Source organism: Bradyrhizobium sp. IC4060 (genome assembly GCF_020193715.1).
Taxonomy (GTDB): Bacteria; Pseudomonadota; Alphaproteobacteria; order Rhizobiales; family Xanthobacteraceae; genus Bradyrhizobium; species Bradyrhizobium yuanmingense.
Map to the genome: position 1 here is coordinate 99,074 of NZ_JADYVJ010000002.1, position 20,920 is coordinate 119,993.

General features: G+C 66.3%; 18 protein-coding genes. 9 read left to right on the plus strand and 9 right to left on the minus strand.

All coding sequences use genetic code 11. The features are described 5' to 3' along the window. Window positions 1-25: 25 nt before the first annotated feature. On the plus strand, window positions 26-589 hold the full coding sequence (gene moaB, locus I6F16_RS07345) for a molybdenum cofactor biosynthesis protein B (protein WP_036037229.1): 564 nt from the start codon (window positions 26-28) through the stop codon (window positions 587-589). A gap of 191 nt (window positions 590-780) precedes the next feature. Here the strand turns inward: moaB and I6F16_RS07350 are convergent, their stop codons facing one another. Together I6F16_RS07350 and I6F16_RS07355 are read right to left on the minus strand one after the other, a co-directional pair. After that, the gene (locus tag I6F16_RS07350) at window positions 781-1,740 is read right to left on the minus strand and encodes a helix-turn-helix domain-containing GNAT family N-acetyltransferase (protein ID WP_225173525.1); all 960 of its coding nucleotides are present in this window, start codon (window positions 1,738-1,740) and stop codon (window positions 781-783) included. Between the two features lie 63 nt (window positions 1,741-1,803). Continuing rightward, window positions 1,804-2,379 carry a glycosyl transferase gene (locus I6F16_RS07355; protein ID WP_225173526.1) on the minus strand — a complete coding sequence of 192 codons (576 nt, stop codon included), beginning with the start codon at window positions 2,377-2,379 and terminating at the stop codon, window positions 1,804-1,806. A 252-nt stretch (window positions 2,380-2,631) separates the two neighbouring features. Between I6F16_RS07355 and I6F16_RS07360 the strand changes: the two genes are divergently transcribed. Further along, a complete protein-coding gene (locus tag I6F16_RS07360; RefSeq protein WP_036024879.1) occupies window positions 2,632-3,474 on the plus strand; it encodes an RMD1 family protein in 843 nt (280 codons plus the stop codon). Window positions 3,475-3,562: 88 nt separating this feature from the next. On the opposite strand, the gene I6F16_RS07365 is transcribed toward I6F16_RS07360, so the two are convergent. Beyond that, complete coding sequence (locus I6F16_RS07365; protein WP_225173527.1) at window positions 3,563-4,735, minus strand: acetate/propionate family kinase; 1,173 nt, start codon at window positions 4,733-4,735, stop codon at window positions 3,563-3,565. 2 nt (window positions 4,736-4,737) lie between these two features. Then, complete coding sequence (locus tag I6F16_RS07370) at window positions 4,738-7,152, minus strand: phosphoketolase family protein (protein WP_225173528.1); 2,415 nt, start codon at window positions 7,150-7,152, stop codon at window positions 4,738-4,740. A gap of 210 nt (window positions 7,153-7,362) precedes the next feature. On the opposite strand from I6F16_RS07370, the gene I6F16_RS07375 reads away from it, so the two are divergent. The 4 genes from I6F16_RS07375 to I6F16_RS07390 all read left to right on the plus strand — a co-directional run bounded on the left by I6F16_RS07375 (window position 7,363) and on the right by I6F16_RS07390 (window position 11,695). Then, window positions 7,363-8,526, plus strand: a complete 1,164-nt coding sequence (locus I6F16_RS07375; RefSeq protein ID WP_109144977.1) for a PA0069 family radical SAM protein — start codon at window positions 7,363-7,365, stop codon at window positions 8,524-8,526. Window positions 8,527-8,550: 24 nt separating this feature from the next. After that, window positions 8,551-9,006 (plus strand): VOC family protein, encoded by a 456-nt coding sequence (locus I6F16_RS07380; RefSeq protein WP_225173529.1) that lies wholly within the window; start codon window positions 8,551-8,553, stop codon window positions 9,004-9,006. Between the two features lie 77 nt (window positions 9,007-9,083). Further along, on the plus strand, window positions 9,084-9,941 hold the full coding sequence (locus tag I6F16_RS07385; protein ID WP_225173530.1) for a ribonuclease HII: 858 nt from the start codon (window positions 9,084-9,086) through the stop codon (window positions 9,939-9,941). A gap of 245 nt (window positions 9,942-10,186) precedes the next feature. Next, the gene (locus I6F16_RS07390) at window positions 10,187-11,695 is read left to right on the plus strand and encodes a glycosyltransferase family 39 protein (RefSeq protein WP_225173531.1); all 1,509 of its coding nucleotides are present in this window, start codon (window positions 10,187-10,189) and stop codon (window positions 11,693-11,695) included. A gap of 122 nt (window positions 11,696-11,817) precedes the next feature. Here I6F16_RS07390 and I6F16_RS07395 read toward each other — a convergent pair whose 3' ends face one another. After that, the gene (locus tag I6F16_RS07395) at window positions 11,818-12,633 is read right to left on the minus strand and encodes a uracil-DNA glycosylase (protein ID WP_225173532.1); all 816 of its coding nucleotides are present in this window, start codon (window positions 12,631-12,633) and stop codon (window positions 11,818-11,820) included. 238 nt (window positions 12,634-12,871) lie between these two features. On the opposite strand from I6F16_RS07395, the gene I6F16_RS07400 reads away from it, so the two are divergent. From I6F16_RS07400 to I6F16_RS07410, 3 genes are all read left to right on the plus strand, one after another. Continuing rightward, a complete protein-coding gene (locus I6F16_RS07400) occupies window positions 12,872-14,533 on the plus strand; it encodes an electron transfer flavoprotein-ubiquinone oxidoreductase (RefSeq protein WP_225173533.1) in 1,662 nt (553 codons plus the stop codon). A 287-nt stretch (window positions 14,534-14,820) separates the two neighbouring features. After that, a complete protein-coding gene (locus I6F16_RS07405) occupies window positions 14,821-16,617 on the plus strand; it encodes a tetratricopeptide repeat protein (protein ID WP_036006357.1) in 1,797 nt (598 codons plus the stop codon). Window positions 16,618-16,699: 82 nt separating this feature from the next. Continuing rightward, window positions 16,700-17,584 (plus strand): 4-(cytidine 5'-diphospho)-2-C-methyl-D-erythritol kinase, encoded by an 885-nt coding sequence (locus I6F16_RS07410; RefSeq protein ID WP_128263060.1) that lies wholly within the window; start codon window positions 16,700-16,702, stop codon window positions 17,582-17,584. Here I6F16_RS07410 and I6F16_RS07415 read toward each other — a convergent pair. From I6F16_RS07415 to I6F16_RS07430, 4 genes are read right to left on the minus strand one after another with little or no spacing between them, the layout of a single operon-like run. After that, entirely contained in the window at window positions 17,581-18,456 is an 876-nt protein-coding gene (locus I6F16_RS07415; RefSeq protein WP_225114534.1) for an alpha/beta hydrolase, read from the minus strand. The genes I6F16_RS07410 and I6F16_RS07415 overlap by 4 nt on opposite strands. Next, window positions 18,449-19,081, minus strand: coding sequence for a LysE family translocator (locus I6F16_RS07420; RefSeq protein WP_057026303.1), 633 nt, complete (start codon window positions 19,079-19,081; stop codon window positions 18,449-18,451). Before I6F16_RS07420 ends, I6F16_RS07415 begins: the two co-directional genes overlap by 8 nt. A 44-nt stretch (window positions 19,082-19,125) precedes the next feature. Further along, window positions 19,126-20,388 (minus strand): beta-ketoacyl-ACP synthase II, encoded by a 1,263-nt coding sequence (gene fabF / locus I6F16_RS07425; RefSeq protein ID WP_225114533.1) that lies wholly within the window; start codon window positions 20,386-20,388, stop codon window positions 19,126-19,128. A gap of 1 nt (window position 20,389) precedes the next feature. Continuing rightward, on the minus strand, window positions 20,390-20,905 hold the full coding sequence (locus I6F16_RS07430; RefSeq protein ID WP_057026305.1) for a helix-turn-helix domain-containing protein: 516 nt from the start codon (window positions 20,903-20,905) through the stop codon (window positions 20,390-20,392). Window positions 20,906-20,920: the final 15 nt, after the last annotated feature.

Genomic DNA, 20,920 nt, shown 5'->3' on the forward strand with positions numbered 1-20,920 from the left:
CCGGAACGACGAGCGAGGGTGAAGAATGGCCTCCATCGACGAATCCAAACAATTCATCCCACTCAACATTGCGGTGCTCACGGTGTCCGACACGCGCGCGCTTGCGGACGACAAGTCCGGTCAGACCCTCGCCGATCGTCTCACCGCTGCGGGTCATCATCTCGCCGCGCGCGAGATCGTCACCGATGATGTCGAGGCGATCCGCGCCGTGATCCGCCGCTGGATCGCCGATAGCGGCATCGACGTCGTCATCACCACCGGCGGCACCGGCTTTACCGGGCGCGACGTCACGCCCGAGGCGATCGAGCCGCTGTTCGAGAAGCGCATGGACGGCTTCTCGATCGCCTTCCACATGCTGAGCCACGCCAAGATCGGGGCGTCGACGATCCAGAGTCGCGCCACCGCCGGCGTGGCGGGCGCGACCTACATCTTCTGCCTGCCGGGCTCGCCCGGCGCCTGCCGCGACGGCTGGGACGGCATCCTGGCGGCTCAGCTCGACTACCGCACGCGCCCCTGCAATTTCGTCGAGATCATGCCGCGGCTGGACGAGCATCTGCGCCGGCCAAAGGCGCAAGGCGCGACGGTGTGAGTTCTTGCTTTTCTTCCCTTCTCCCCTTGTGGGAGAAGGTGGCGCGAAGCGCCGGATGAGGGGTTCTCTCCGCGCGCACCAATGCTTGTGGAGACATACCCCTCACCCAAGCGAGCTTGCATTTGCCAGTTGACATGCTCTCTGCCGCAAGGGGAGAGGGCGCAGCAACGCGCATCTCGCTCGCTGCGAGATCAGAGATCCAGCTCCCACGTCTCGCCGACCAGGTCGGCACCGAAGCTGTGATGCGGCTCCGTCGCGACCAGCTTGAATCCCGCGCTTTGATAAATCCCGCGCGCAGCCACCAAAATGCTCTGCGTCCACAGCGTCATCTTGCCGTAGCCGCGCTCGCGCGCGCCCTGGATGCATTGCTCGACGAGGGCGCGGCCGACGCCGAGGCCCCGTGCTTTCTTCTCAACCTGCAACAGGCGGAGTTTGGCGATCTCGTCCGTGGCCTTGACCAGGAACACCGAGCCGACCGGCTCGCCACCGACCTCCGCGATCCAGCAGTGCTCGCGCGCGGCGTCGTAATTCCTGATGAACTGTGCGCAGATCTCGGCGACCAGCGCCTCGTAACTGATGTCCCAATTGTAGTCCGCAGCATAGGCGGCGCCCTGGCGGGAGATCACCCAGCCCATGTCGCCGACGCGATGGCTGCGCAGCATGAAAGAGGCGGGCGGGCTTCGGCGTTGCTCCAGCACGGCCTCGATCGTGGCCATCGCCTGCGTGAGCCGGGTCGCATCGCCAGGCGAAAGCTGAGCCAGCATCGCGGCGACCTCGTTTTGCGAGTTCAGGTTCAGCTTGGCGAAAGCCTGCCGGCCTTTGGCGGTCAGGCTGAGCTGGTACTGCCTGCGGTCCGCGGGCAGCGGCTTTCGCGTGATCAGCCCCTTCTCGTCGAAGCTCTGGACGATGCGGCTGAGATAGCCGGGATCGAGACCGAGCTCGTGTCCGATCTCTTTTGCGGCAAGGTCGTCGCGATGGGCGAGCTCGTAGAGCACCCGCGCCTCGCTGAGCGAGAACGGACTCTTGCCGAGGTGCTGGTCGAGCACACCGAGCTTGCGGGTGTAAAAGCGGTTGAAGGCGCGAACCGCCGCGACGGGGTCGCCGGCAGCCTGTTCGGCCGCGGCGCTTGACGGCAAAGCTTTCGATAGCATGGGATCACCTCGATATTTGCCATTGTCAATTAATTGATTGACGTTGGCAAGTATCTCGGCGCTTCAGCCGACCATGACAATCCGGCTGCGCAGCATGGTCCGGGACGACCGGCCGAGCCGCCGGAGCAGCCGCGCCTCGGAATGCCGGACGTGGGGCGGGTATCCGCCGATCCGGTCGTAATGATCGCGCGCGATCAGCAGCCCTTGATCGCCGAGCGGACCGACGAGCCTGCGCGCCACCGCCCAGAGGACGTCGCGCGCTGCGGTATTTGCGTAGGGCGAACGGGCATAGCGGAACACCGCGGCACGATCCCGGCCGCTGGTGGCGACGGCCTGGATGAACTGGGTGGTTTCCTCGATCCAGCCGGTTTCCAGCACAGCGCCGGCAGGCAGGAACATCAGCCAGGGCGATCGGGCCTGGAGCGCGCCGGCGGCGAGCGCAGCGCCTTGCGAATGCCCTTCGAAGCCGATGAAACGGCAGCCCGCGACGTCGGCAACGCGCTCGATAACGCCGTTGCGCGTGCCGTCGACCAGAAGCACTTCCCGGATCACGCCGGCTGCGGCGCCGGGCACCAGCGCGGCCAGGGTTGCGACCGCCGTCTGCTCGATACCTTCGGTCGGAATGATGACGCTCAGCATGATTGAGGCTTCAGTTTCCGCACTTCGGGAGAAGCGTAGCGTTGCATGATGTTGTCATAAACCCGTCGCGCTGCCGAGTGCAACTTTCGGAAGGGGCTTCGGCGTGCGATGGTAAACTGCCGCGAGTTCATCGCGACCAGATGTGCCAGGCGCGGCTGGTAATATTGCCGAATGTTTCGGCACAAGCCGATCCTGACGGTATTAACCCCGAATGCTTCGTGGCGACGTTTCGCTGCCCGGGAGAGACCTTGCATGAACGCCGATCACCTCGCCGTTGGCACCGCGCCAACATCGCCGAAGCAGGAGGCCGCGCCGACCTTGCGGATCCGGGCGCTGATGCTGGGCGACCGCATCAACGCGTCTGGCCTCGAGATCGGCACGCTGGTGTCCTCGACGCCGGCCGCCTTCCGCGTTCATGCCGGCCTTGCCGTGATCTTTCGCTACGGCGTCGTCGTGCTGATCGGGCTGTTGCCGTCGGAGGAGAAGGTCCTCGTCGACAACCTGAGATCGCGCGTGACCGGAGAGTTCAGCCCCTACGAGGAGGAGATCGCGCAGGCGCAGCTCTGTAACGAGGAAGCCGGCGAGACGATCCAGCCGGGCGGGCCGATCTGCCTCGCAAAGTTCTCCGACGACCGGCTGCTGCTGGTTGCGGACGCACTCGCCAAAAGCACGTCGCTGGCGCGCGATGAGCGCCGCGTCGCCGCGGTGTTCGACGTGATCGAGCCGTTTGCACGGGAGCTCGCCGAGCGCGGTCGCACGCCGCAACGGCGCAAGGGCATCCTGCAATTGATCGGCAACGCGCTGCTGGTGCAGCAGCGGGTCGCCGGCCGCGTCGCGGTCGCCGAGAAGCCCGACGTGCTCTGGGAGAAGCCCGAGCTCGACCGGCTCTATTCGCGCCTGGAGGACGAATACGAACTGAAGGAGCGCCTCGACACGCTCGAGCGCAAGCTTGCCGCGGTGTCGGAGACCGCCAACGCGCTGACCGATATCATCGACACCCAGCGCTCGCTCCGCCTGGAGATCGCCGTCGTGGTGCTGATCCTGATCGAAGTCGCGATGGGGACTTTTCAGCTCCTGACCGGCCGCGGTCACTAAGCATGATGAGATCAGGTTTGATTGCTATAACGTGAGTGCACTCCCTCTCCCGCTTGCGGAGAGGGTGTTTTCGCAACGGGATAACGCCCTAGATCAGAGCCGCGCAATGGCGCGCGATCATCATCTCTTCGTTGGTGGGGATGACGAAGACCTCGACCATGCTGTCGTTGCCGTTGATGCGCTCGCGCGCGGCATCGTTGCGTGCGGCGTCGATGCGCACGCCCATCCAGGCGAGACGCTCGCCGATCGCGCCGCGGATCTCCTTGGCGTGCTCGCCGATGCCACCGGTGAAGATCAGGCAGTCCAGGCCGCCGAGCGTGGTCGCCATCATCGCGACCTGCTGCGCCGCACGGAACGTGAAGAGGTCGACGGCCTCACGCGCCGCGGCCTCGCGGCTCGCCAGCAGCGTGCGCATGTCGGCGGATATCCCTGAGACGCCGAACAGGCCTGACTCGTGATAGAGCAGGTGCTGGACATTCTCGACCGACATGTTCTCGTGCTGTTGCAGATAGAGCAGCACGCCCGGATCGATCGCACCGCAGCGCGTGCCCATCACGAGGCCGTCGAGCGGCGTCAGCCCCATCGTGGTGTCGATGCTGTGGCCATCGCGCAGGGCGCAGAGGCTGGCGCCATTGCCGAGATGCGCGATGACAGTGCGCTTGGCCACGAGCTCCGGCGCGATCTCGGCCAGGCGTCCCGCGACATATTCGAACGAGAGGCCGTGAAAGCCGTAGCGCCTGACGCCACGCGCCTCGAATCGCCGGGGAATGGCGAAGCGGCTCGCCGGCGGCGCGAGGCCGTGGTGGAAGGCGGTGTCGAAACACGCGATCTGCGTCAGCTCGGGCCGGATCGCCGCGAGCGTGCGCACCGGCGCGAGGCAGCGCGGCTGGTGCAGCGGCGCCAGCGGCGTCAAGGCCTCCAGTTTCGCAATGATGTCGTCTGTCAGGACCTCCGGGCCTGAATAATCCGGCCCGCCGTGGACGATGCGATGGCCGATGGCCCGCAGGCTGCGTCCACCGAACCGGTCCTCGATGAAGGTGAGCACGTCCGCGAACAGATGGCCGCGGGCTCCGTCAGGCGCCTGATTGCTTGTCTCGAACAGGTCTTCGCCCGTGGGGCCCTTCACCACCAGCCGGGGTTTGGCCTCGTGCTCGTCGAGCAGGCCCTTGCAGAGCAGGGCAGGCTCGGCCGCCGCGACATCGAACAGGCCGAACTTGATGGTCGACGATCCCGCGTTGAGGACGAGGACCGTGTCCGACATCGCTAATCGCCGGCCTCGGCCGGCGTGTTGCCGCCGGCGCTGTTTTGCCAGACCCAGTCACGAATCTCAGGCATGTCTTCACCGTGCTCGCGGACATAACGGGAGTGTTCGATCAGTCTGTCGCGGAATTGCTGCTTCACCTGAGCGGCCTTGGTCGCCAGTCCCGGCACCCGTTCGATCGCCTCGATCGCGAGGTGGTAGCGGTCGAGTTCGTTGAGCACGACCATGTCGAAGGGCGTCGTCGTGGTGCCCTCCTCGGCAAAGCCGCGCACATGCATGCCGGCATGGTTGGTGCGATTATAGGTCAGCCGGTGAATGAGATAGGGATAGCCGTGATAGGCAAAGATCACAGGCTTGTCGCGCGTGAACAGGCTGTCGAAGTCGCGGTCGGACAGGCCGTGCGGATGCTGCTCCCTCGGCTGCAGCGTCATGAGGTCGACGACGTTGACGACGCGGATCTTCAAGTCCGGCAGCGCCTTGCGTAGGAGGTCGACGGCAGCGAGCGTCTCCAGCGTCGGCACGTCGCCGGCGCAGGCCATGACGACGTCGGGCTCGCCCTTTCCGTCCTCCGTGCCCGCCCAGGTCCAGATGCCGATGCCGGCATCGCAATGCGTCGCCGCGTCCTGCATCGACAGCCATTGCGGCGCCGGCTGCTTGCCGGCGACGATTACGTTGATGCGGTTATAGGTGCGCAGGCAGTGGTCGGCGATCCACAGCAGCGTATTGGCGTCCGGCGGGAAGTAGATGCGGACGATGTCGGCCTTCTTGTTGGCGACGAGATCGACGAAACCGGGGTCCTGATGGCTGAAGCCGTTATGGTCCTGGCGCCAGACATGCGAGGTCAGCAGATAATTGAGCGAGGCGATCGGACGCCGCCACGGCAGCTCCCGCGTCACCTTCAGCCATTTGGCGTGTTGGTTGAACATGGAATCCACGATGTGGATGAAGGCCTCGTAGCAGGAGAAGAAGCCGTGCCGTCCGGTGAGCAGATAGCCCTCCAGCCAGCCCTGGCAGAGATGCTCGCTCAGCACCTCCATGACGCGGCCGTCCTGGGCGAGGTGCACGTCGTAAGGCTCGGTGGGCTCCATCCAGACGCGTTCGGTGGCTTCGAACACGGCGTCGAGCCGGTTCGATGCCGTCTCGTCCGGGCCCATGATGCGGAAGTTGCGCTCCTTCGCGTTGAGGCGGATGACATCGCGCAGGAATTTGCCGAGCTCGCGCGTCGCTTCCGCAACGACTTCGCCGGGCTGCGTCACCTCGATCGCGAAGCTGCGGAAGTCGGGCAGCTTCAGCTCCTTCTTCAGCACGCCGCCATTGGCATGCGGATTGGCGCCCATGCGCCTGACGCCTTCGGGCGCAAGCGCCTGAAGCTCGGCAACGAGCGCGCCGTTGCCATCGAACAGCTTTTCCGGCTCGTAACTGCGCATCCAGTCTTCGAGCACCTTGAGATGCTCCGGGTTCTCGCGGCAGCCTGCGACTGGCACCTGATGCGCGCGCCAGAAGCCCTCCACCTTCTTGCCGTCGACCTCCTTCGGGCCGGTCCAGCCCTTCGGGCTGCGCAGCACGATCATCGGCCAGCGCGGCCGCTCGACGCTTGTGCGGCCGTCGCGGGCATGCTGCTGGATCGAGCGGATGCTGGCGAATGCGACGTCCAGCGCATCGGCCATGGCCTGGTGCATCAATTTGGGATCGTCGCCCGTGACGAACAGCGGCTCGTGGCCGAACCCGCGCAAGAGGTCGCGGATCTCCGCGTCCTGCATCCGCCCAAGCACGGTGGGGCCCGCGATCTTGTAGCCGTTGAGATGCAGGATCGGCAGCACCGCCCCGTCATGGGCAGGGTTCAGGAACTTGTTGGAGTGCCAGGACGCAGCGAGCGGGCCGGTCTCGGCCTCGCCGTCGCCGACCACGCAGGCGACAATCAAATCCGGGTTGTCGAATGCGGCGCCATAGGCGTGCACCAGCGCATAGCCGAGCTCGCCACCCTCGTGGATCGAGCCCGGTGTTTCCGGCGCCGCGTGGCTCGGGATGCCGCCGGGGAAGGAGAACTGCCGAAACAGCTTGCGCAATCCGTCCGCGTCGCGCGCAATATCGGGATAGATCTCGCTGTAGCTGCCTTCGAGATAAGTGTTGGCGACCATGCCCGGGCCGCCATGGCCGGGACCGCAGACATAGATCACGCTGACATCGAGCGCCCGGATGACGCGGTTGAGATGGGCATAGATGAAGTTCAGCCCCGGCGTCGTGCCCCAATGTCCGAGCAGACGCGGCTTGATGTGCTCGGGCCGCAGCGGCTCGCGCAGCAGCGGATTGTCGAGCAGGTAGATTTGCCCGACCGAGAGGTAGTTGGCGGCGCGCCAATAGCGATCGAGCAGATCGAGGTCGCTGCTCGCTTCGGCCGTTTTTTGTTGGATTGTCATGTTCCTGCCGACCTTCACTTCGCGATCGTCACCAACCCGGTTCCGGGGCGATCGATCCGTCGGGCATGAAACGGGATGGTCGTGACGGCCGTGTTGCGTGAGGTCAAAGGCAGGCGCGCGAAGTTTGGGCAGCTCTACTGTGCATGGGGTTGTTTTCACGTTTTTGGTTTGTGTTCTTGATTTGTTCCTATGTCGTGCTATCTTGGCTGCATGAGTCCAGCATCCTCTCATGCTCTCAAGCACCCGCCGGTCACGGCGCCCTCCGAGCCGGCGGGTGCGCCTTCAGATTTCCCCGAGCTTGGCGTCGCCATCGACCGCGCGCGACGGCGAGGGCGGGGCGCGCAGTCCAACGCCAGCGGCCGTTACGAGGCCGAGGCGCGCGTCGCTTTCGACGACGGCTGGCAGAGCCTCGACGAGCTGCCGCCGTTCAAGACGAGTGTCGCCATCGACACCTCACGCAAGGTGATCACCCGCAACGATTCCCCCGACATCGGTTTCGACCGCTCGATCAATCCCTATCGCGGCTGCGAGCATGGCTGCGTCTATTGCTTCGCGCGGCCGACCCACGCCTATCTCGGCCTGTCGCCGGGGCTCGACTTCGAGTCAAAACTGTTCGTGAAGCCCGAGGCGCCTTCGCTGCTCGAGAAGGAGCTTGCGGCTCCCGGCTACGAGCCGCGGATGATCGCGATCGGCACCAACACCGATCCCTACCAGCCGATCGAGCGCGAGCGCAAAATCATGCGCGGCATTTTGGAAGTGCTGGAGCGCGCAGGGCATCCCGTCGGCATCGTCACCAAGTCGGCGCTGGTGCTGCGCGACATCGACATTCTCCAGCGGATGGCCAAGCGCAACCTCGCCAAGGTCGCGATCTCGGTCACCTCGCTCGATCCGAAGCTGGCGCGCACGATGGAGCCGCGGGCCTCGACGCCGCCGAAACGGCTGGAGGCGCTGAAGCAGCTCTCGGACGCCGGCATTCCCACTACGGTGATGGTCGCGCCCGTGATCCCTGCGCTGAACGATTCCGAGATCGAGCGCATCCTCGACGCCGCCGCCCATGCCGGGGTCAAGGAGGCTGCCTATGTGCTGCTGCGGCTGCCACTGGAGGTGCGCGATCTCTTCCGCGAATGGCTGATGGCGAACTATCCGGACCGCTATCGTCACGTCTTCACCCTGATCCGCGACATGCGGGGCGGGCGCGACTACGACGCCAAATGGGGCGAGCGGATGAAGGGCACCGGACCGATGGCCTGGACCATCGGCCGCCGCTTCGAGATCGCCTGCGAGAGGCTCGGCCTCAACAAGCGGCGCTCCAAGCTGACCATTGATCACTTTGCGCGGCCGAAGCGGAACGGTGATCAGCTCAGCCTGTTTTGAGCGGACACGTGCAAGAGGTGTCGCATGCTCAAGGAACTCACCGTGCCGGTGCCGCGGCTGACCGTCATCACGCTCGGTGTGAACGACATCCGCGCCAGCATCGCCTTCTACGACGCGCTCGGTTTCTCGCGCCGGCTGAAGGAGACCGGCGAGGCGGTTGCGTTCTACGACACCGGCGGTCCGGTGCTCGCGCTTTATCACTGGGATCGGCTCGCCGCAGACGCGTCCTTGGAGGACCAGCCGAGGCCCACGACCTTTCGCGGCATGACGCTCGCCTGGAATTGCGCGACCCGCAAGGAGGTCGACGAGGTGCTGGCCTTCGCCGTGGAGAAGGGGGCCACCTTGCTGGAGGCGGCGCACGCGACCGATTACGGCGGCTATTGCGGCTATTTTGCCGATCCCGATGCACATGTCTGGGAAGTCGTGGTCGCACCCGGCATCGAGGTGGGCGAGGACCGGCGGGTGCATCTGGCGGAGTAGGGCGGGCGGCCTGAATAACGGGAATATCCTGGGTTCCCGGTTGCGCTGGCGAAGCCCCCTGGCGCACGATCCCGGCCATGATTCGGGACCCCTCCGCCAAGACCCCAGCCAAAGCCGCGCCGAAGAAAAAGGCCGCGCCGAAGGCTGTGCCCGCCAAGGCGGCAAAGGTATCTGCGGCCGATGCTGCGAAGGTTCCTGCCGGCAAGAAGGGCATCATCGCCGTTGCTGCCCCCAGCTTCCGCCGCGAGCGCGCGCTGATCAAGCGCGGCGTCTGGCCGGTCGCGGGCTGCGACGAGGCTGGCCGCGGCCCGCTCGCAGGCCCCGTGGTGGCCGCCGCGGTGATTCTCGATCCCGACCGGATTCCCCGCGGCATCGACGATTCCAAGCGCCTGACCGCCGAGGAGCGCGAAAAGCTGTTCGACAAGATCTGCGCCACCGCGCAGGTCTCGGTCGCCGTCGCCTCGCCGGCGCGAATCGACCGCGACAACATCCTGCGCGCCTCGCTGTGGGCGCTGAAGCGCGCCGTGGTGGCCCTGCCTGAGGCGCCCAGGCACGTCTTCGTCGACGGCCGCGACCGGCTCGACACCGCATGCGACTGCGAGGCCGTGATCGGCGGCGACGGTATCGTGCTGTCGATCGCCGCGGCCTCCATCGTCGCCAAGGTCACCCGGGACCGGCTGATGTGCGCGCTGGCGCAGGACTGCCCGGGCTACGGCTTCGAGCAGCACAAGGGCTATGCCGTCCCCGAGCATCTCGACGCGCTTGATCGCCTCGGCCCTTCCATCCACCACCGCAGCTTCTTCGCTCCCGTCGCCGCCGCCCGCGCCAAGCACATGCCCTGGACCGTCGAGCCGGTGCACGACCTGTTCTCGGTGACCGAGGTCGAGGTGCAGGTGGAGGCGAGCGTCGAGATCGACGCTTCCGTAAATCTCTAGCGATCCTCCTACAGCTTTCCCATCCGTTATGGCCGGGCTTGACCCGGCCACCCACGTCTTACCAGCGGCACGAAGAACGTGGATGCCCGCGCCTTCGCCGCGCCGAAGCGGCTTCGGCCGCGCAGGCGGGACAAGCCCGGGCATGACGAACTGCGGCGGTTGCCACAACCCGTGACGCCCTTTATCAAAACAGACGTGAGCGAATAGGGCCGGCTGGACGGGTTGGCTGCACCTTCGGACGTTGCATGCGGTTTACCTCCCTGGTCATCGAGCTCATTCGCGCCCGGCCGCGGCTGATCGTTTGGATTGCGGTGCTGCTGCAGGCCGCGATGTGGCTGTTCGTGGCGCTGGTGTTCTACCGCAGCCCGCCCGGCACTCTCGCGACCCTTCTGGCCTTCGGCAGGGAATACCAGGTCGGCACCGATCTCGGCCCGCCGCTTGCCATCTGGCTCGCCGACATCGCCTATCGCGCCGCCGGCGGCCACATGCTCGGCGTCTATGTGCTCGCCCAGCTCTGCGAGATCGCGACCTTCGTCGCGCTCTATCATCTTTCCCGTGCCGTGGTCGGCTCGCAGCAGGCGGTGCTCGCCGTGCTCCTGACCATGACGGTGCTGGCCTTCTCCTCGTCCGCGCTGGACTTCGGTCCGCTGATCCTGGCACGGCCGCTCTGGGCGCTCTTGCTGCTGCACTCCTGGCAGATCATCGGCCAGCGCCGCGGTAATGCCTGGTTCGCCTGGTCGATCGAAGCCGGCCTCCTGCTGCTGACGACGCCCGCCGCGATCTTCCTGCTGCTGCTGATCGTCGTCTTCGCGGTTACGACCGCCGGCGGCCGCCGGACGCTGCGCGGGCTCGATCCGCTGTTCGCGCTAATCGTCGTCGCCGTGCTGGCGCTGCCCTATGCGGTCTTTCTGATGCGGGCCGAGACGCTGGCGCTGCCGGCCTTGCCGCCAGTCGCCGAGCTCAACGACCGCGCGCTGCATGCGGTCTGGCTGCTCGGCGGCCTCGTGCTCGGGGCGGCGGCGATCCCGGCGCTGACCTTTCTCAACACCGGAATGTTCGCCGGCAAGGGCGAGGAGCCACCGATCATCTACCGCCCGCCGGTCGAGCCGCTCGCGCGCAACTTCGTCTATTTCTTCGCGTTCGCTCTGCCGCTCGGCGCAGTGCTGATCTCCGGCCTGCTGGGGCTCGATTCCGTCCTCGGCGGCCCCGGCGTCGTGTTGATCATGTCGGGGCTTGCCGTGGTCGTCGCGGCCGGCGATCTCATCGCGATGCGCCGCGCGCGCATGCTCCGCATGGTCTGGGCCGCCGCCGTTGCCGCGCCCGCCGCCGGCGTGGTGCTTGCCGTCCTGTTCCTGCCCTGGACGGGCACTAGCGAAATTGCGACCTCGATGCCGGCGCGCGCGATCTCGGACTTCTTCGACGAGAGCTTCGCCCGCCGCACCAACCATCGCCTGCGCGCCGTCGCCGGCGAGACCCAGCTCGCTAGCCTGATCGCGCTGCATTCCGGCCGGCCGCATTTGTTCATCGACGCCGCCCCCGCGCGGACGCCGTGGATGAGCCAGACCAAGTTCAGCGAGACCGGCGGCGTCGTGGTCTGGCGCGCCTCCGATACCGCGGGCACGCCGCCGCCGGAGATCCTCAAGCGCTTTCCCGGCATCGTGCCGGAAGTCCCGCGCGCCTTCGAATGGCTGGTGACCGGCCGCCAGCAGCTGTTGCGCATCGGCTGGGCCATCGTGCGGCCGAAGGGGACGTAGGTCGGTGTCATTCCGGGGCGCGGCGAAGCCGCGAGCCCGGAATCCATTCATCCACCAACTCTGCCGCTCGATGGATTCCGGGCTCTCGCTTCGCGAGCCCCGGAATGACGGCGTGGGCGTCGTTACACGGCGCCCTGCGCCAGCGCCTTCGCAATCGCCCGCAGATCCTGCCAGGCCAGCCGCTTGTAGGCCGGCGAGCGCAAGAGATAGGCCGGGTGAAACGTCGGCAGCGCGCGGATCACGCGCTGGCCGGTGTCGTAGTCGAACCAGCGCCCGCGCGTGCGCATGATGCCTTCGCGCGTCGACAGCAGCGTCTGCGTCGAAGGATTGCCGAGCGTCACCAGCACGTCGGGGTTCACCAGCTCGATCTGGCGCTGGATGAAGGGCAGGCAGATTTGCGTCTCCTGCGGCGTCGGCGTGCGGTTGCCGGGCGGCCGCCAGGGAATGACGTTGGCGATGTAGGCGGTGGTGCGGTTGAGGCCGATGGCCCCTAACATCAGATCGAGCAGCTTGCCGCTGCGCCCGACGAAAGGCAGTCCCTCGATGTCCTCGTCGCGGCCCGGCGCCTCGCCGACGAACATGATGCGCGCCTGCGGGTTGCCATCGGCAAACACCAGCCGCGTCGCGGTGTGCTTCAACGCGCAGCCCTCGAAATTCTGCATCAGCTCGCGCAGCGCCTCCAGGGTCGGCGCGGTGCGTGCAGCCTCGCGTGCCGAGGCGATGGCGACGTCCGGTGCAGGCGCGGCTTCGCCGCGCATGACCGCGGGCGCGGCGACCGGCCGCGGCGCTTCGGCTGGCGGGGCCGCGCGCGGGCTGGGTGGCGGCGCATCGATTTCCGCCAGGCGGTCTATCGGTTCCTCCGCGAGCGCGCAGTCGACACCGGCCTCCAGATAGAAGGCGAGCAGCTCTCGGACGGTGGGTGCGGGTTCGGGGATCATGGGAAAGTCTGACCTTTATAGCATAGCGTTTTCAAGCGAGGTGGACACCGGTTCGCGTGAAGAAAACGCGTTAAGAAATGATCGGGACCTCCCCGGTTCTGGCGTACCAGAACCGGGGGTGGTCCCGTTTGGGCGGCCTTGCATCCCGGCGGAACGCGATTCCGAGGTTGTCCTACCCGGAAAAATCGGAAACAAGAGGGCGCAAACGACCAAGGACCGTCTCAAGGGCTGAGATCAGATGAGCACCGAAGAACTTCCCCCGCGCGAATCCATGGAATTCGACGTCGTCATCGTCGGCGCCGGCCCGTCGGGTCTGTCGGCCGCGATCCGGCTCAAGCAGCTCAACGCCGAGCTCAACGTCGTCGTGGTGGAGAAGGGCTCCGAGGTTGGTGCGCACATCCTCTCGGGCGCCGTGATCGATCCCGCGGGCCTCGACAAGCTGATCCCGGACTGGCGCGAGGATGCCGACTGCCCGCTGAAGACGCAGGTCAAGGACGACCGCTTCTACTGGATGACCGGCGGCGGCGCGATCAAGCTGCCGAATTTCATGATGCCGCCGCTGATGAACAATCATCACTGCTACATCGGCTCGCTCGGCAATGTCTGCCGCTGGCTGGCGCGCACGGCCGAGGCGCTTGGCGTCGAGATCTATCCGGGCTTTGCGGCGGCCGAGGTGCTCTATGACGAGGAGGGCAAGGTCAAGGGCATCGCCACCGGCGACATGGGCATCGGCCGCGACGGCAAGCCGAAGGATTCCTTCACCCGCGGCATGGAATTGCTCGGCAAGTACACGCTGTTCGCCGAAGGCGCCCGCGGCAGCCTGACCAAGCAGCTCATCAACAAGTTCGCGCTCGACGCCAAGAGCGAGCCGCCGAAGTTCGGCATCGGCCTCAAGGAGGTCTGGCAGATCGATCCCGCCAAGCACCAGAAGGGCTTGATCCAGCATTCATTCGGCTGGCCGCTTGACCTCAAGACCGGTGGCGGCTCGTTCCTTTATCACTACGACGACAATCTCGTCGCCGTCGGCTTCGTCGTGCATCTGAACTACGACGATCCCTATCTGTCCCCATTCGACGAATTCCAGCGCTTCAAGACCCATCCCTCGATCCGCGGCACCTTCGAAGGCGCCAAGCGGCTCGCCTACGGCGCGCGCGCGATCACCGAGGGTGGCTATCAGTCGGTGCCGAAGCTGAGCTTCCCCGGCGGCGCGCTGATCGGCTGCGCGGCCGGCTTCGTCAACGTGCCGCGCATCAAGGGCGTGCACAATGCGATGGGCACCGGCATGCTGGCTGCCGAACATGTTGCGGCCGCGCTCGCCGCCGACCGCGCCAATGACGAGCTCGTCGAATACGAGAACGCCTGGCGTTCCTCATCGGTCGGCAAGGACCTGTTCCTGGTCCGCAACGTCAAGCCATTGTGGTCGAAGTTCGGCACCGTGCTCGGCGTCGCGCTGGGCGGCTTCGACATGTGGTGCAATACGCTGTTCGGCGCCTCACTGTTTGGCACGCAGTCGCACGTCAAGCCCGACCGCGCCACGCTCGATTCGGCCAAGAGCCACGCGCCCAGGAACTACCCGAAGCCCGACGGCAAGATCACGTTCGACAAGCTGTCCTCGGTGTTTTTGTCCAACACCAATCACGAGGAGGACCAGCCGATCCATCTGAAGGTCACGGACATGAACCTCCAGAAGACGTCCGAGCACGACGTCTATGCCGGCCCCTCGAACCGCTATTGCCCGGCTGGCGTCTATGAATGGATCGAGGAGGGCTCCGGCCCGCGCTTCCAGATCAACGCCCAGAACTGCGTTCACTGCAAGACCTGTGACGTGAAGGATCCCAACGGCAACATCACCTGGGTTCCCCCGGAGGGCGGCGGCGGCCCGAACTACGAGGCGATGTGAGGACATCGCAGGTGACCAGGCGCACGTTCCCGTGAGGACGGGGCTGCGGCGACCCGCCGCGGCCACGATAAGGCCATAGTGGCGGCGTCTTGGGGCGCTGGCGCGGTTTCAATGGGCCGGTTTGGGCGTGCGGAGGGGATCTTCCCGGGTCCGAATCCTTGCGGCGAAGCGCCAAAAGCGGCATTGTCGGCCTGACGGTTCCGGGCCCGGATGTCACCGGCCGCGTTCGCTTGCGATACGGTCTTCTGCTGCAAACCCAGGCACCACCCAACTCAAGGCGAGCCCTGATGTTTTCAAATCGTTTCAACCGCTGGACTGCTGCCGCCATCGCCCTCATGGGCACCGCGATCGCGACGGTCCCCGGCGCGGTCCTGGCGCAGACGCCGGATCATCCGGAAAACACGGCGGCGCAATTTCCGACGCGAAACGATCTGAAGTCGCTCACCGGCGCCGGCAGCTATCTCGCCGCCCGCCATGCTAGCGTTGAGCGCGACGCGACCTCGGCCGCCGCATTCTACCGTTCGGCGCTCCGCACCGATCCCAAGAACAACGAGCTGCTCGACCGTGCCTTCATCTCGTCGGTCGCCGACGGCGACATCGAGGAGGCGGTCAAGCTTGCCGAGCGCATCCTCACCATCGACAAGACCAACCGCGTCGCCCGTCTCGTCGTCGGCGTGCACGATCTCAAGCTGAAGAAGTACGTCGCGGCGCAGACCAACATCAACCAGTCGATCCGTGGTCCGATCACCGATCTCGTCGCCACGCTGCTGTCGGGCTGGGCCGCCTATGGTGCGGGCGATGCCAAGGGTGGTGTCGCCACCATCGACAAGCTGACAGGTCCGGAATGGTATCCGCTGTTCAAGGATCTCCACACCGGCATGATCCTGGAGCTCTCCGGCAAGGAGAAGGACGCCGGCACGCGCTTCGAGCGCGCCTACAAGCTCGACGATTCCATGCTGCGCGTGACCGAGGCCTATGCGCGCTGGCTGTCGCGCAACAAGGATTCCGCCGCGGCTACCAACATCTATCAGGCCTTCGACAAGAAGCTCGCGCGCCATCCGCTGATCCAGGAAGGCCTGCGCGAGACCAAGGCCGGCAAGAAGATGCCGCCGCTGGTCGATTCCGCGCAGGCCGGCGCCGCCGAAGCGCTCTACGGCATCGGCGCGACGCTGACCCGCCGCGGTGGCGAGGATCTGGCGCTGGTCTATCTCCAGCTCTCGCTGTACCTGCAGCCGACGCATCCGCTGGCACTGCTGTCGCTCGCCGATCTCTACGAATCAGTCAAGCGGCCGAAGATGGCGATCAAGGTCTACGAGCGCGTGCCCGCCAACTCGCCGCTCAAGCGCAACGCGCAGATTCAGCTCGCCATCGATCTCGATTCCGCCGACCGCACCGACGAGGCGATCAAGATCCTCAAGGGCGTCACCTCGGAGGATCCCAAGGACCTCGAAGCCATCATGGCGCTCGGCAACATCGAGCGCGGCCGCAAGCGGTTCGGCGATTGCGGCGCGACCTATTCACGAGGCATCGAGGTGCTGCCGCCCGGCAACGACAAGGCCAACAGCGTCTGGTACTATTATCGCGGCATCTGCCAGGAGCGCTCCAAGCAATGGGCCAAGGCCGAGGCCGACATGAAGAAGGCGCTGGAGCTGCAGCCCGATCAGCCGCACGTCCTCAACTATCTCGGCTATTCCTGGATCGACCAGGGCGTGAATCTCGACGAAGGCATGAAGATGATCAAGCGGGCCGTCGAGCAGCGTCCCGACGACGGCTACATCGTCGATTCCCTCGGCTGGGCCTATTACCGCATCGGCAATTTCGAGGAGGCAGTGAAGAACCTCGAACGCGCGATCGATCTCAAGCCCGAGGATCCGACGATCAACGACCACCTCGGCGACGCCTATTGGCGCGTCGGCCGCACGCTGGAGGCAAAATTCCAGTGGTCGCATGCGCGCGATCTCAAGCCCGAGCCGGAAGAGCTGCCGAAGATCGAGGCCAAGATCGCCAACGGCCTTCCCGACGACAATTCGAACTCTTCTGCGGCGCAGGCCGAAAAGAAGAAGGACGACGGCAGGGGCGGCTAAGCTAGGCGCATGATCGGAAAAGTGTGGAGCGGTTTTCCGATCAGATATGCGCAAACAAGTGAGTCTTGGGGGCTGATCGCCAATGTCGGCGTTGATTGAAGAGGGACGGGCGAAGGTCAATTTGAGCCTTCGCGTCGTCGGCCGTCGTGCCGATGGTTATCATGATCTCGAAAGCGTGGTCGCGTTTGCCGACTGCGCCGACCGGCTCACCTTGGAGCCGGGCGGGGAGCTGAAGCTCACCACGACTGGGCCGCTGGCTGCCGCCTGCGGCGACACAGCCGACAATCTCGTGCTCAAGGCCGCCAAGCTCCTTGCCGAGGCGATCCCTGGCCTGCAGCTGGGCGCCTTCGCGCTCGACAAGGTGCTCCCCGTTGCAGCCGGCATCGGCGGCGGCTCGGCGGATGCCGCGGCCGCGCTGCGGCTCCTGGCGCGTCTCAACGATCTGTCGCTCGATGATCCCCGCATTCAGAAGGTCGCGCTGGCAACCGGCGCCGACGTGCCGGTGTGCCTCCTCTCGCGCGCCTGCGACATGACCGGCGTCGGCGAGCAGCTGCTGCCGCTCGCGCTGCCGAGCATGCCTTGCGTCATGGTCAATCCGCGTGTGCCTGTCGCCACCAAGGACGTGTTCCAGGCGCTGGGCCTGCGCAACGGCGAGCTCCTGGTCGGCGTCACCGACGTCATCCGCGCACCGGCCTGGCCCGGCGAAGGCGGCTCGATTTCCGATTGGGTCGAGGTTCTCGACACGGTCGCCAACGATCTCGAAGCACCCGCGCTGCGGATCGAGCCTGTGATCGGCGAGGTGCTGGACGCCTTGCGCGATTCCGCCGGCGTCAAGCTCGCCCGCATGTCCGGCTCGGGCGCGACGTGCTTTGCGATCTACGGCGCATCTGAGGAGGCACATGCCGCGGCCGAAACGATCCGGCGCGATCACCCCGGCTGGTGGGTGCATGCGGGCACGTTGAGCTAGCCTTCGTCCTCGTTGAGCTCGAGAAACCGCCGGATCTCACCCAACACCTCCTGCGGCTTGTCGTGCTGCAGCCAGTGTCCCGCCCCGGCAATAGTCTTAACGCGCGCGTTCTGGAAGTATCGCTCCAGGCCGGCGGAGCGAGCGCCCGCTAGAAAGCTTTCGCCGGCATTGAGCAGCAGCGTCGGGCACGTGATCCGCGACCACAGCTCGATGTGATCGTCGGGCCAGAGCCGATGTGGCGCGGAGGCGCGCTGATAGGGATCGAATTTCCAGCTGTAGCTGCCGTCCTCGTTCTGCCGCGTGCCATGCCTGGCGAGATGCAGCGCGAGGTCCCGTGACAGGCGCTTGTTGTGAAGCACCATCTGCGCGGCGGCGTCCTCGAGGCTCGGATAGCGGCGCGGGGTGCGGTCGTGGAGCTTGTCGAGCTGGCCGACCCATCTGCCGATGCGCTCATGCGCCGGCGGCTTCGGTGTGTCCGGCAACATGGTCACGCCGTCGAGGACGACGAGCCTCGTGACCTGTTCGGGGAATGCGCCCGAAAAGATCAGGCTCACCATGCCCCCCATCGAATGGCCGATCAGGGTGACCTGAGACGTGGCTAAGGTGCGAACCAGCTGCGCGAGATCGTACACGTATTCTGTCAGCGCGTAGCTGCCGCCTCTCGTCCAGTCAGAATCGCCGTGACCACGCAGGTCGGGCGCGACGACGTGAAAATGCGGTTGCAGCGAGCGCGCGATGTGATCCCAGCTGCGGCAATGATCGCGGCCGCCGTGCACCAGGATGGCGACCGGTGCGCCCTCGTTGCCCCAGTCGGCGTAGTGCAGCCGCAGGCCGTGCGATTCATAGAAGCGGCTTTGCGGGGCGCTAGCCATTGGCCGGCCGCCGCGCCAGGGCGAGCGAGAGGCCGAGGCCCGCGATGAAGACGCCGGAGCCCTGCGTGAGGCGACGCATCAGAAGCGGCCGTCCGGTCAGCTGCGCGCGCGTCGCGGATGCCATCAGCACCACCACGACATCGGCGAGCGTGTTCAGGGCCACGGAGATCGCACCGAGCAGGATGAATTGCAGCGTCGGGTTCGAGTCCGACGGATCGAGAAACTGTGGAATGAAGGCGAGGAAGAATGCCGCGGTCTTCGGATTGAGCGCTTCGACCAGCACGCCGTCGCGAAACGCGCGCTTGTCGCCGATCGGCTCGCTCCCGAGCGACAGGTTGTTGCCGGCGCTGCGAAACGTCTTGATGCCGAGCCAGACCAGATAGAGCGCGCCGACGAATTTCACGGCGGCAAACAGCTCCGCGCTGGCCAGGATGATGGCGGAGATGCCGAGGCTGCCCGCGACCACATGAACCAGTCCGCCCAGCGCCGTGCCCGCGGTCGAGGCGAAGCCGCTGCCACGCCCCTCCGACAAGGTTCGCGCCGCGACGTAAAAAATGCCAGGGCCGGGAACGGCGGCAATGAGGAGAGCTGCGGCCAGGAACAGCCAGAAATTCGTTTCGATCATGCCGTTTTCGTAGCGAAGCCGGCGGCGATTGCAAGACCTCTTGCTTAGCCCAGCCGGCGCAAGATCACGCTGGCATTGACCCCGCCGAAGCCGAACCCGTTGGAGATGGCATGCTGCATCGGCATTGGCCGCGCGCTGCCTGCGACGATATCGATGCCTTCGGCGCCCGCATCGGGGTTTTCGAGATTGAGCGTGGGCGGCGCGATCTGGTCGCGCAACGCGAGCACGGTGAAAACCGCTTCCAGCCCGCCGGCGGCGCCGAGCAGGTGACCCGTGGCCGATTTGGTCGCGCTCACGGCAATGCCGCGGTTGCGGCCGAACAGCGCGCCGATGGCGCCTAGCTCGCTTTCGTCGCCGGCCGGTGTCGAGGTCGCGTGCGCGTTCAGGTGCTGCACATCCGCGGGCGCAAGCTTGGCCTGCCGAAGCGCGATCTCCATGGCGCGGCGGGCACCATCGCCATCCGGCGGCCCCGAGGTCATGTGATAGGCGTCCGCGGTCGTGCCGTAACCGACGATCTCGGCGATCGGCGTCGCGCCGCGCGCCTGCGCATGCTCCAGCGCCTCGATCACCAGGATGCCGGCGCCTTCGCCCATCACGAAACCGTCGCGGTTGCGATCGAACGGACGCGAGGCGCGCGCGGGCTCGTCGTTGAAGCCGCTCGACAGCGCGCGAGCGGCCGCAAAGCCGCCGAGGCTGACGATATCGATGCAGGCCTCCGCGCCGCCGCAGATCGCAACGTCAGCTTCGCCTGATCGGATCATGCGCGCGGCATCGCCGATCGCCTGCACGCCGGCGGCGCAGGCCGTGACGGGCGCGCCCAGCGCGCCCTTGTAGCCGTACTTGATCGAGACGTGGCCGGCGGCAAGATTGGCGAGGAACGAGGGGATCGTGAACGGCGACAGCCGGCGCACGCCGCGCTGCTCGGTGATGCGCACCGCCTCCGCCATGGCGGGAAAGCCGCCGACGCCGGAGGCGATGATCGTCGCGGTGCGCTCGAGCGCGCCAGCATCCTGCGGCGTCCATTTGGCTTGCGCGACGGCTTCTGCCGTCGCGAGCAGCGCGAACAGGATGAAGCGGTCCATCTTGCGCTGATCCTTGGGCGCGGCAGCCTGCGCCGGATCGAAACCGCCTTCGGCATCATCGGCCTTGTCGGGCACGAGGCCTGCAATGCGCGCGGGCAGCGCCTCTGCCCATTCCGGCAACGGGCGCAGCCCGCTTTGCCCGGCCAGCAGCCGCCGCCACGTCAATTCGACGCCGCAGCCAAGCGGCGACACCGCGCCCATTCCCGTCACGACGATACGACGCATGTCAGTCTCCAGCCGGCGCGACGGCCGGGTTCATGGCCTTGAGCGAAGCAAGCCGTGCGCGCATGCCGCGGCTGGCGCGGGGACCTGCGACGACGACCGCATTGGCGAGCGTGATCGGGCGCTTATCGGCGGCATCGACCAAGAGCGGCTCGAGCGGGCGGACATCGTCGCGGCTCGCCAGCAGGATGGATTCGCCTTTCGGCGCCAGATGCTTGTTGCCCCAGGCGAAAAGCGTAGCGATCACGGGGAAGAAATCCCGCGCCTTGTCCGTCAGCACATATTCGTAGCGCGGCGGGCGCTCCTGATAGCGGCGACGCACGAACATGCCGCTTTCGGTCAGATGCGCCAGCCGCCGCGACAGGATGTTCGGCGCAATGCCGAGGCCTTGCGAGAACTCGTCGAACTTCGTCGCACCCTGAAATGCATCGCGCAGAATCAGGATGCTCCACCATTCGCCGACCGTCTCCACCGCGCGGCCGACCGGGCATTCCAGGATCGAAGGGGATTTGGGCTGCATGGCGGGCAAGGTAGG

Bases quoted from the DNA above. Each gene is read 5' to 3' on its own strand.
- I6F16_RS07420 (WP_057026303.1), bottom strand. From the start codon at position 19,081: ATGATCGAAACGAATTTCTGGCTGTTCCTGGCCGCAGCTCTCCTCATT.
- I6F16_RS07360 (WP_036024879.1), top strand. From the start codon at position 2,632: ATGAACGCCGATCACCTCGCCGTTGGCACCGCGCCAACATCGCCGAAG.
- I6F16_RS07380 (WP_225173529.1), top strand. From the start codon at position 8,551: ATGCTCAAGGAACTCACCGTGCCGGTGCCGCGGCTGACCGTCATCACG.
- I6F16_RS07365 (WP_225173527.1), bottom strand. From the start codon at position 4,735: ATGTCGGACACGGTCCTCGTCCTCAACGCGGGATCGTCGACCATCAAG.
- I6F16_RS07405 (WP_036006357.1), top strand. From the start codon at position 14,821: ATGTTTTCAAATCGTTTCAACCGCTGGACTGCTGCCGCCATCGCCCTC.
- I6F16_RS07370 (WP_225173528.1), bottom strand. From the start codon at position 7,152: ATGACAATCCAACAAAAAACGGCCGAAGCGAGCAGCGACCTCGATCTG.
- I6F16_RS07430 (WP_057026305.1), bottom strand. From the start codon at position 20,905: ATGCAGCCCAAATCCCCTTCGATCCTGGAATGCCCGGTCGGCCGCGCG.
- I6F16_RS07395 (WP_225173532.1), bottom strand. From the start codon at position 12,633: ATGATCCCCGAACCCGCACCCACCGTCCGAGAGCTGCTCGCCTTCTAT.
- I6F16_RS07350 (WP_225173525.1), bottom strand. From the start codon at position 1,740: ATGCTATCGAAAGCTTTGCCGTCAAGCGCCGCGGCCGAACAGGCTGCC.
- moaB (WP_036037229.1), top strand. From the start codon at position 26: ATGGCCTCCATCGACGAATCCAAACAATTCATCCCACTCAACATTGCG.
- I6F16_RS07400 (WP_225173533.1), top strand. From the start codon at position 12,872: ATGAGCACCGAAGAACTTCCCCCGCGCGAATCCATGGAATTCGACGTC.
- I6F16_RS07390 (WP_225173531.1), top strand. From the start codon at position 10,187: ATGCGGTTTACCTCCCTGGTCATCGAGCTCATTCGCGCCCGGCCGCGG.
- I6F16_RS07415 (WP_225114534.1), bottom strand. From the start codon at position 18,456: ATGGCTAGCGCCCCGCAAAGCCGCTTCTATGAATCGCACGGCCTGCGG.
- I6F16_RS07410 (WP_128263060.1), top strand. From the start codon at position 16,700: ATGTCGGCGTTGATTGAAGAGGGACGGGCGAAGGTCAATTTGAGCCTT.
- fabF (WP_225114533.1), bottom strand. From the start codon at position 20,388: ATGCGTCGTATCGTCGTGACGGGAATGGGCGCGGTGTCGCCGCTTGGC.
- I6F16_RS07385 (WP_225173530.1), top strand. From the start codon at position 9,084: ATGATTCGGGACCCCTCCGCCAAGACCCCAGCCAAAGCCGCGCCGAAG.
- I6F16_RS07375 (WP_109144977.1), top strand. From the start codon at position 7,363: ATGAGTCCAGCATCCTCTCATGCTCTCAAGCACCCGCCGGTCACGGCG.
- I6F16_RS07355 (WP_225173526.1), bottom strand. From the start codon at position 2,379: ATGCTGAGCGTCATCATTCCGACCGAAGGTATCGAGCAGACGGCGGTC.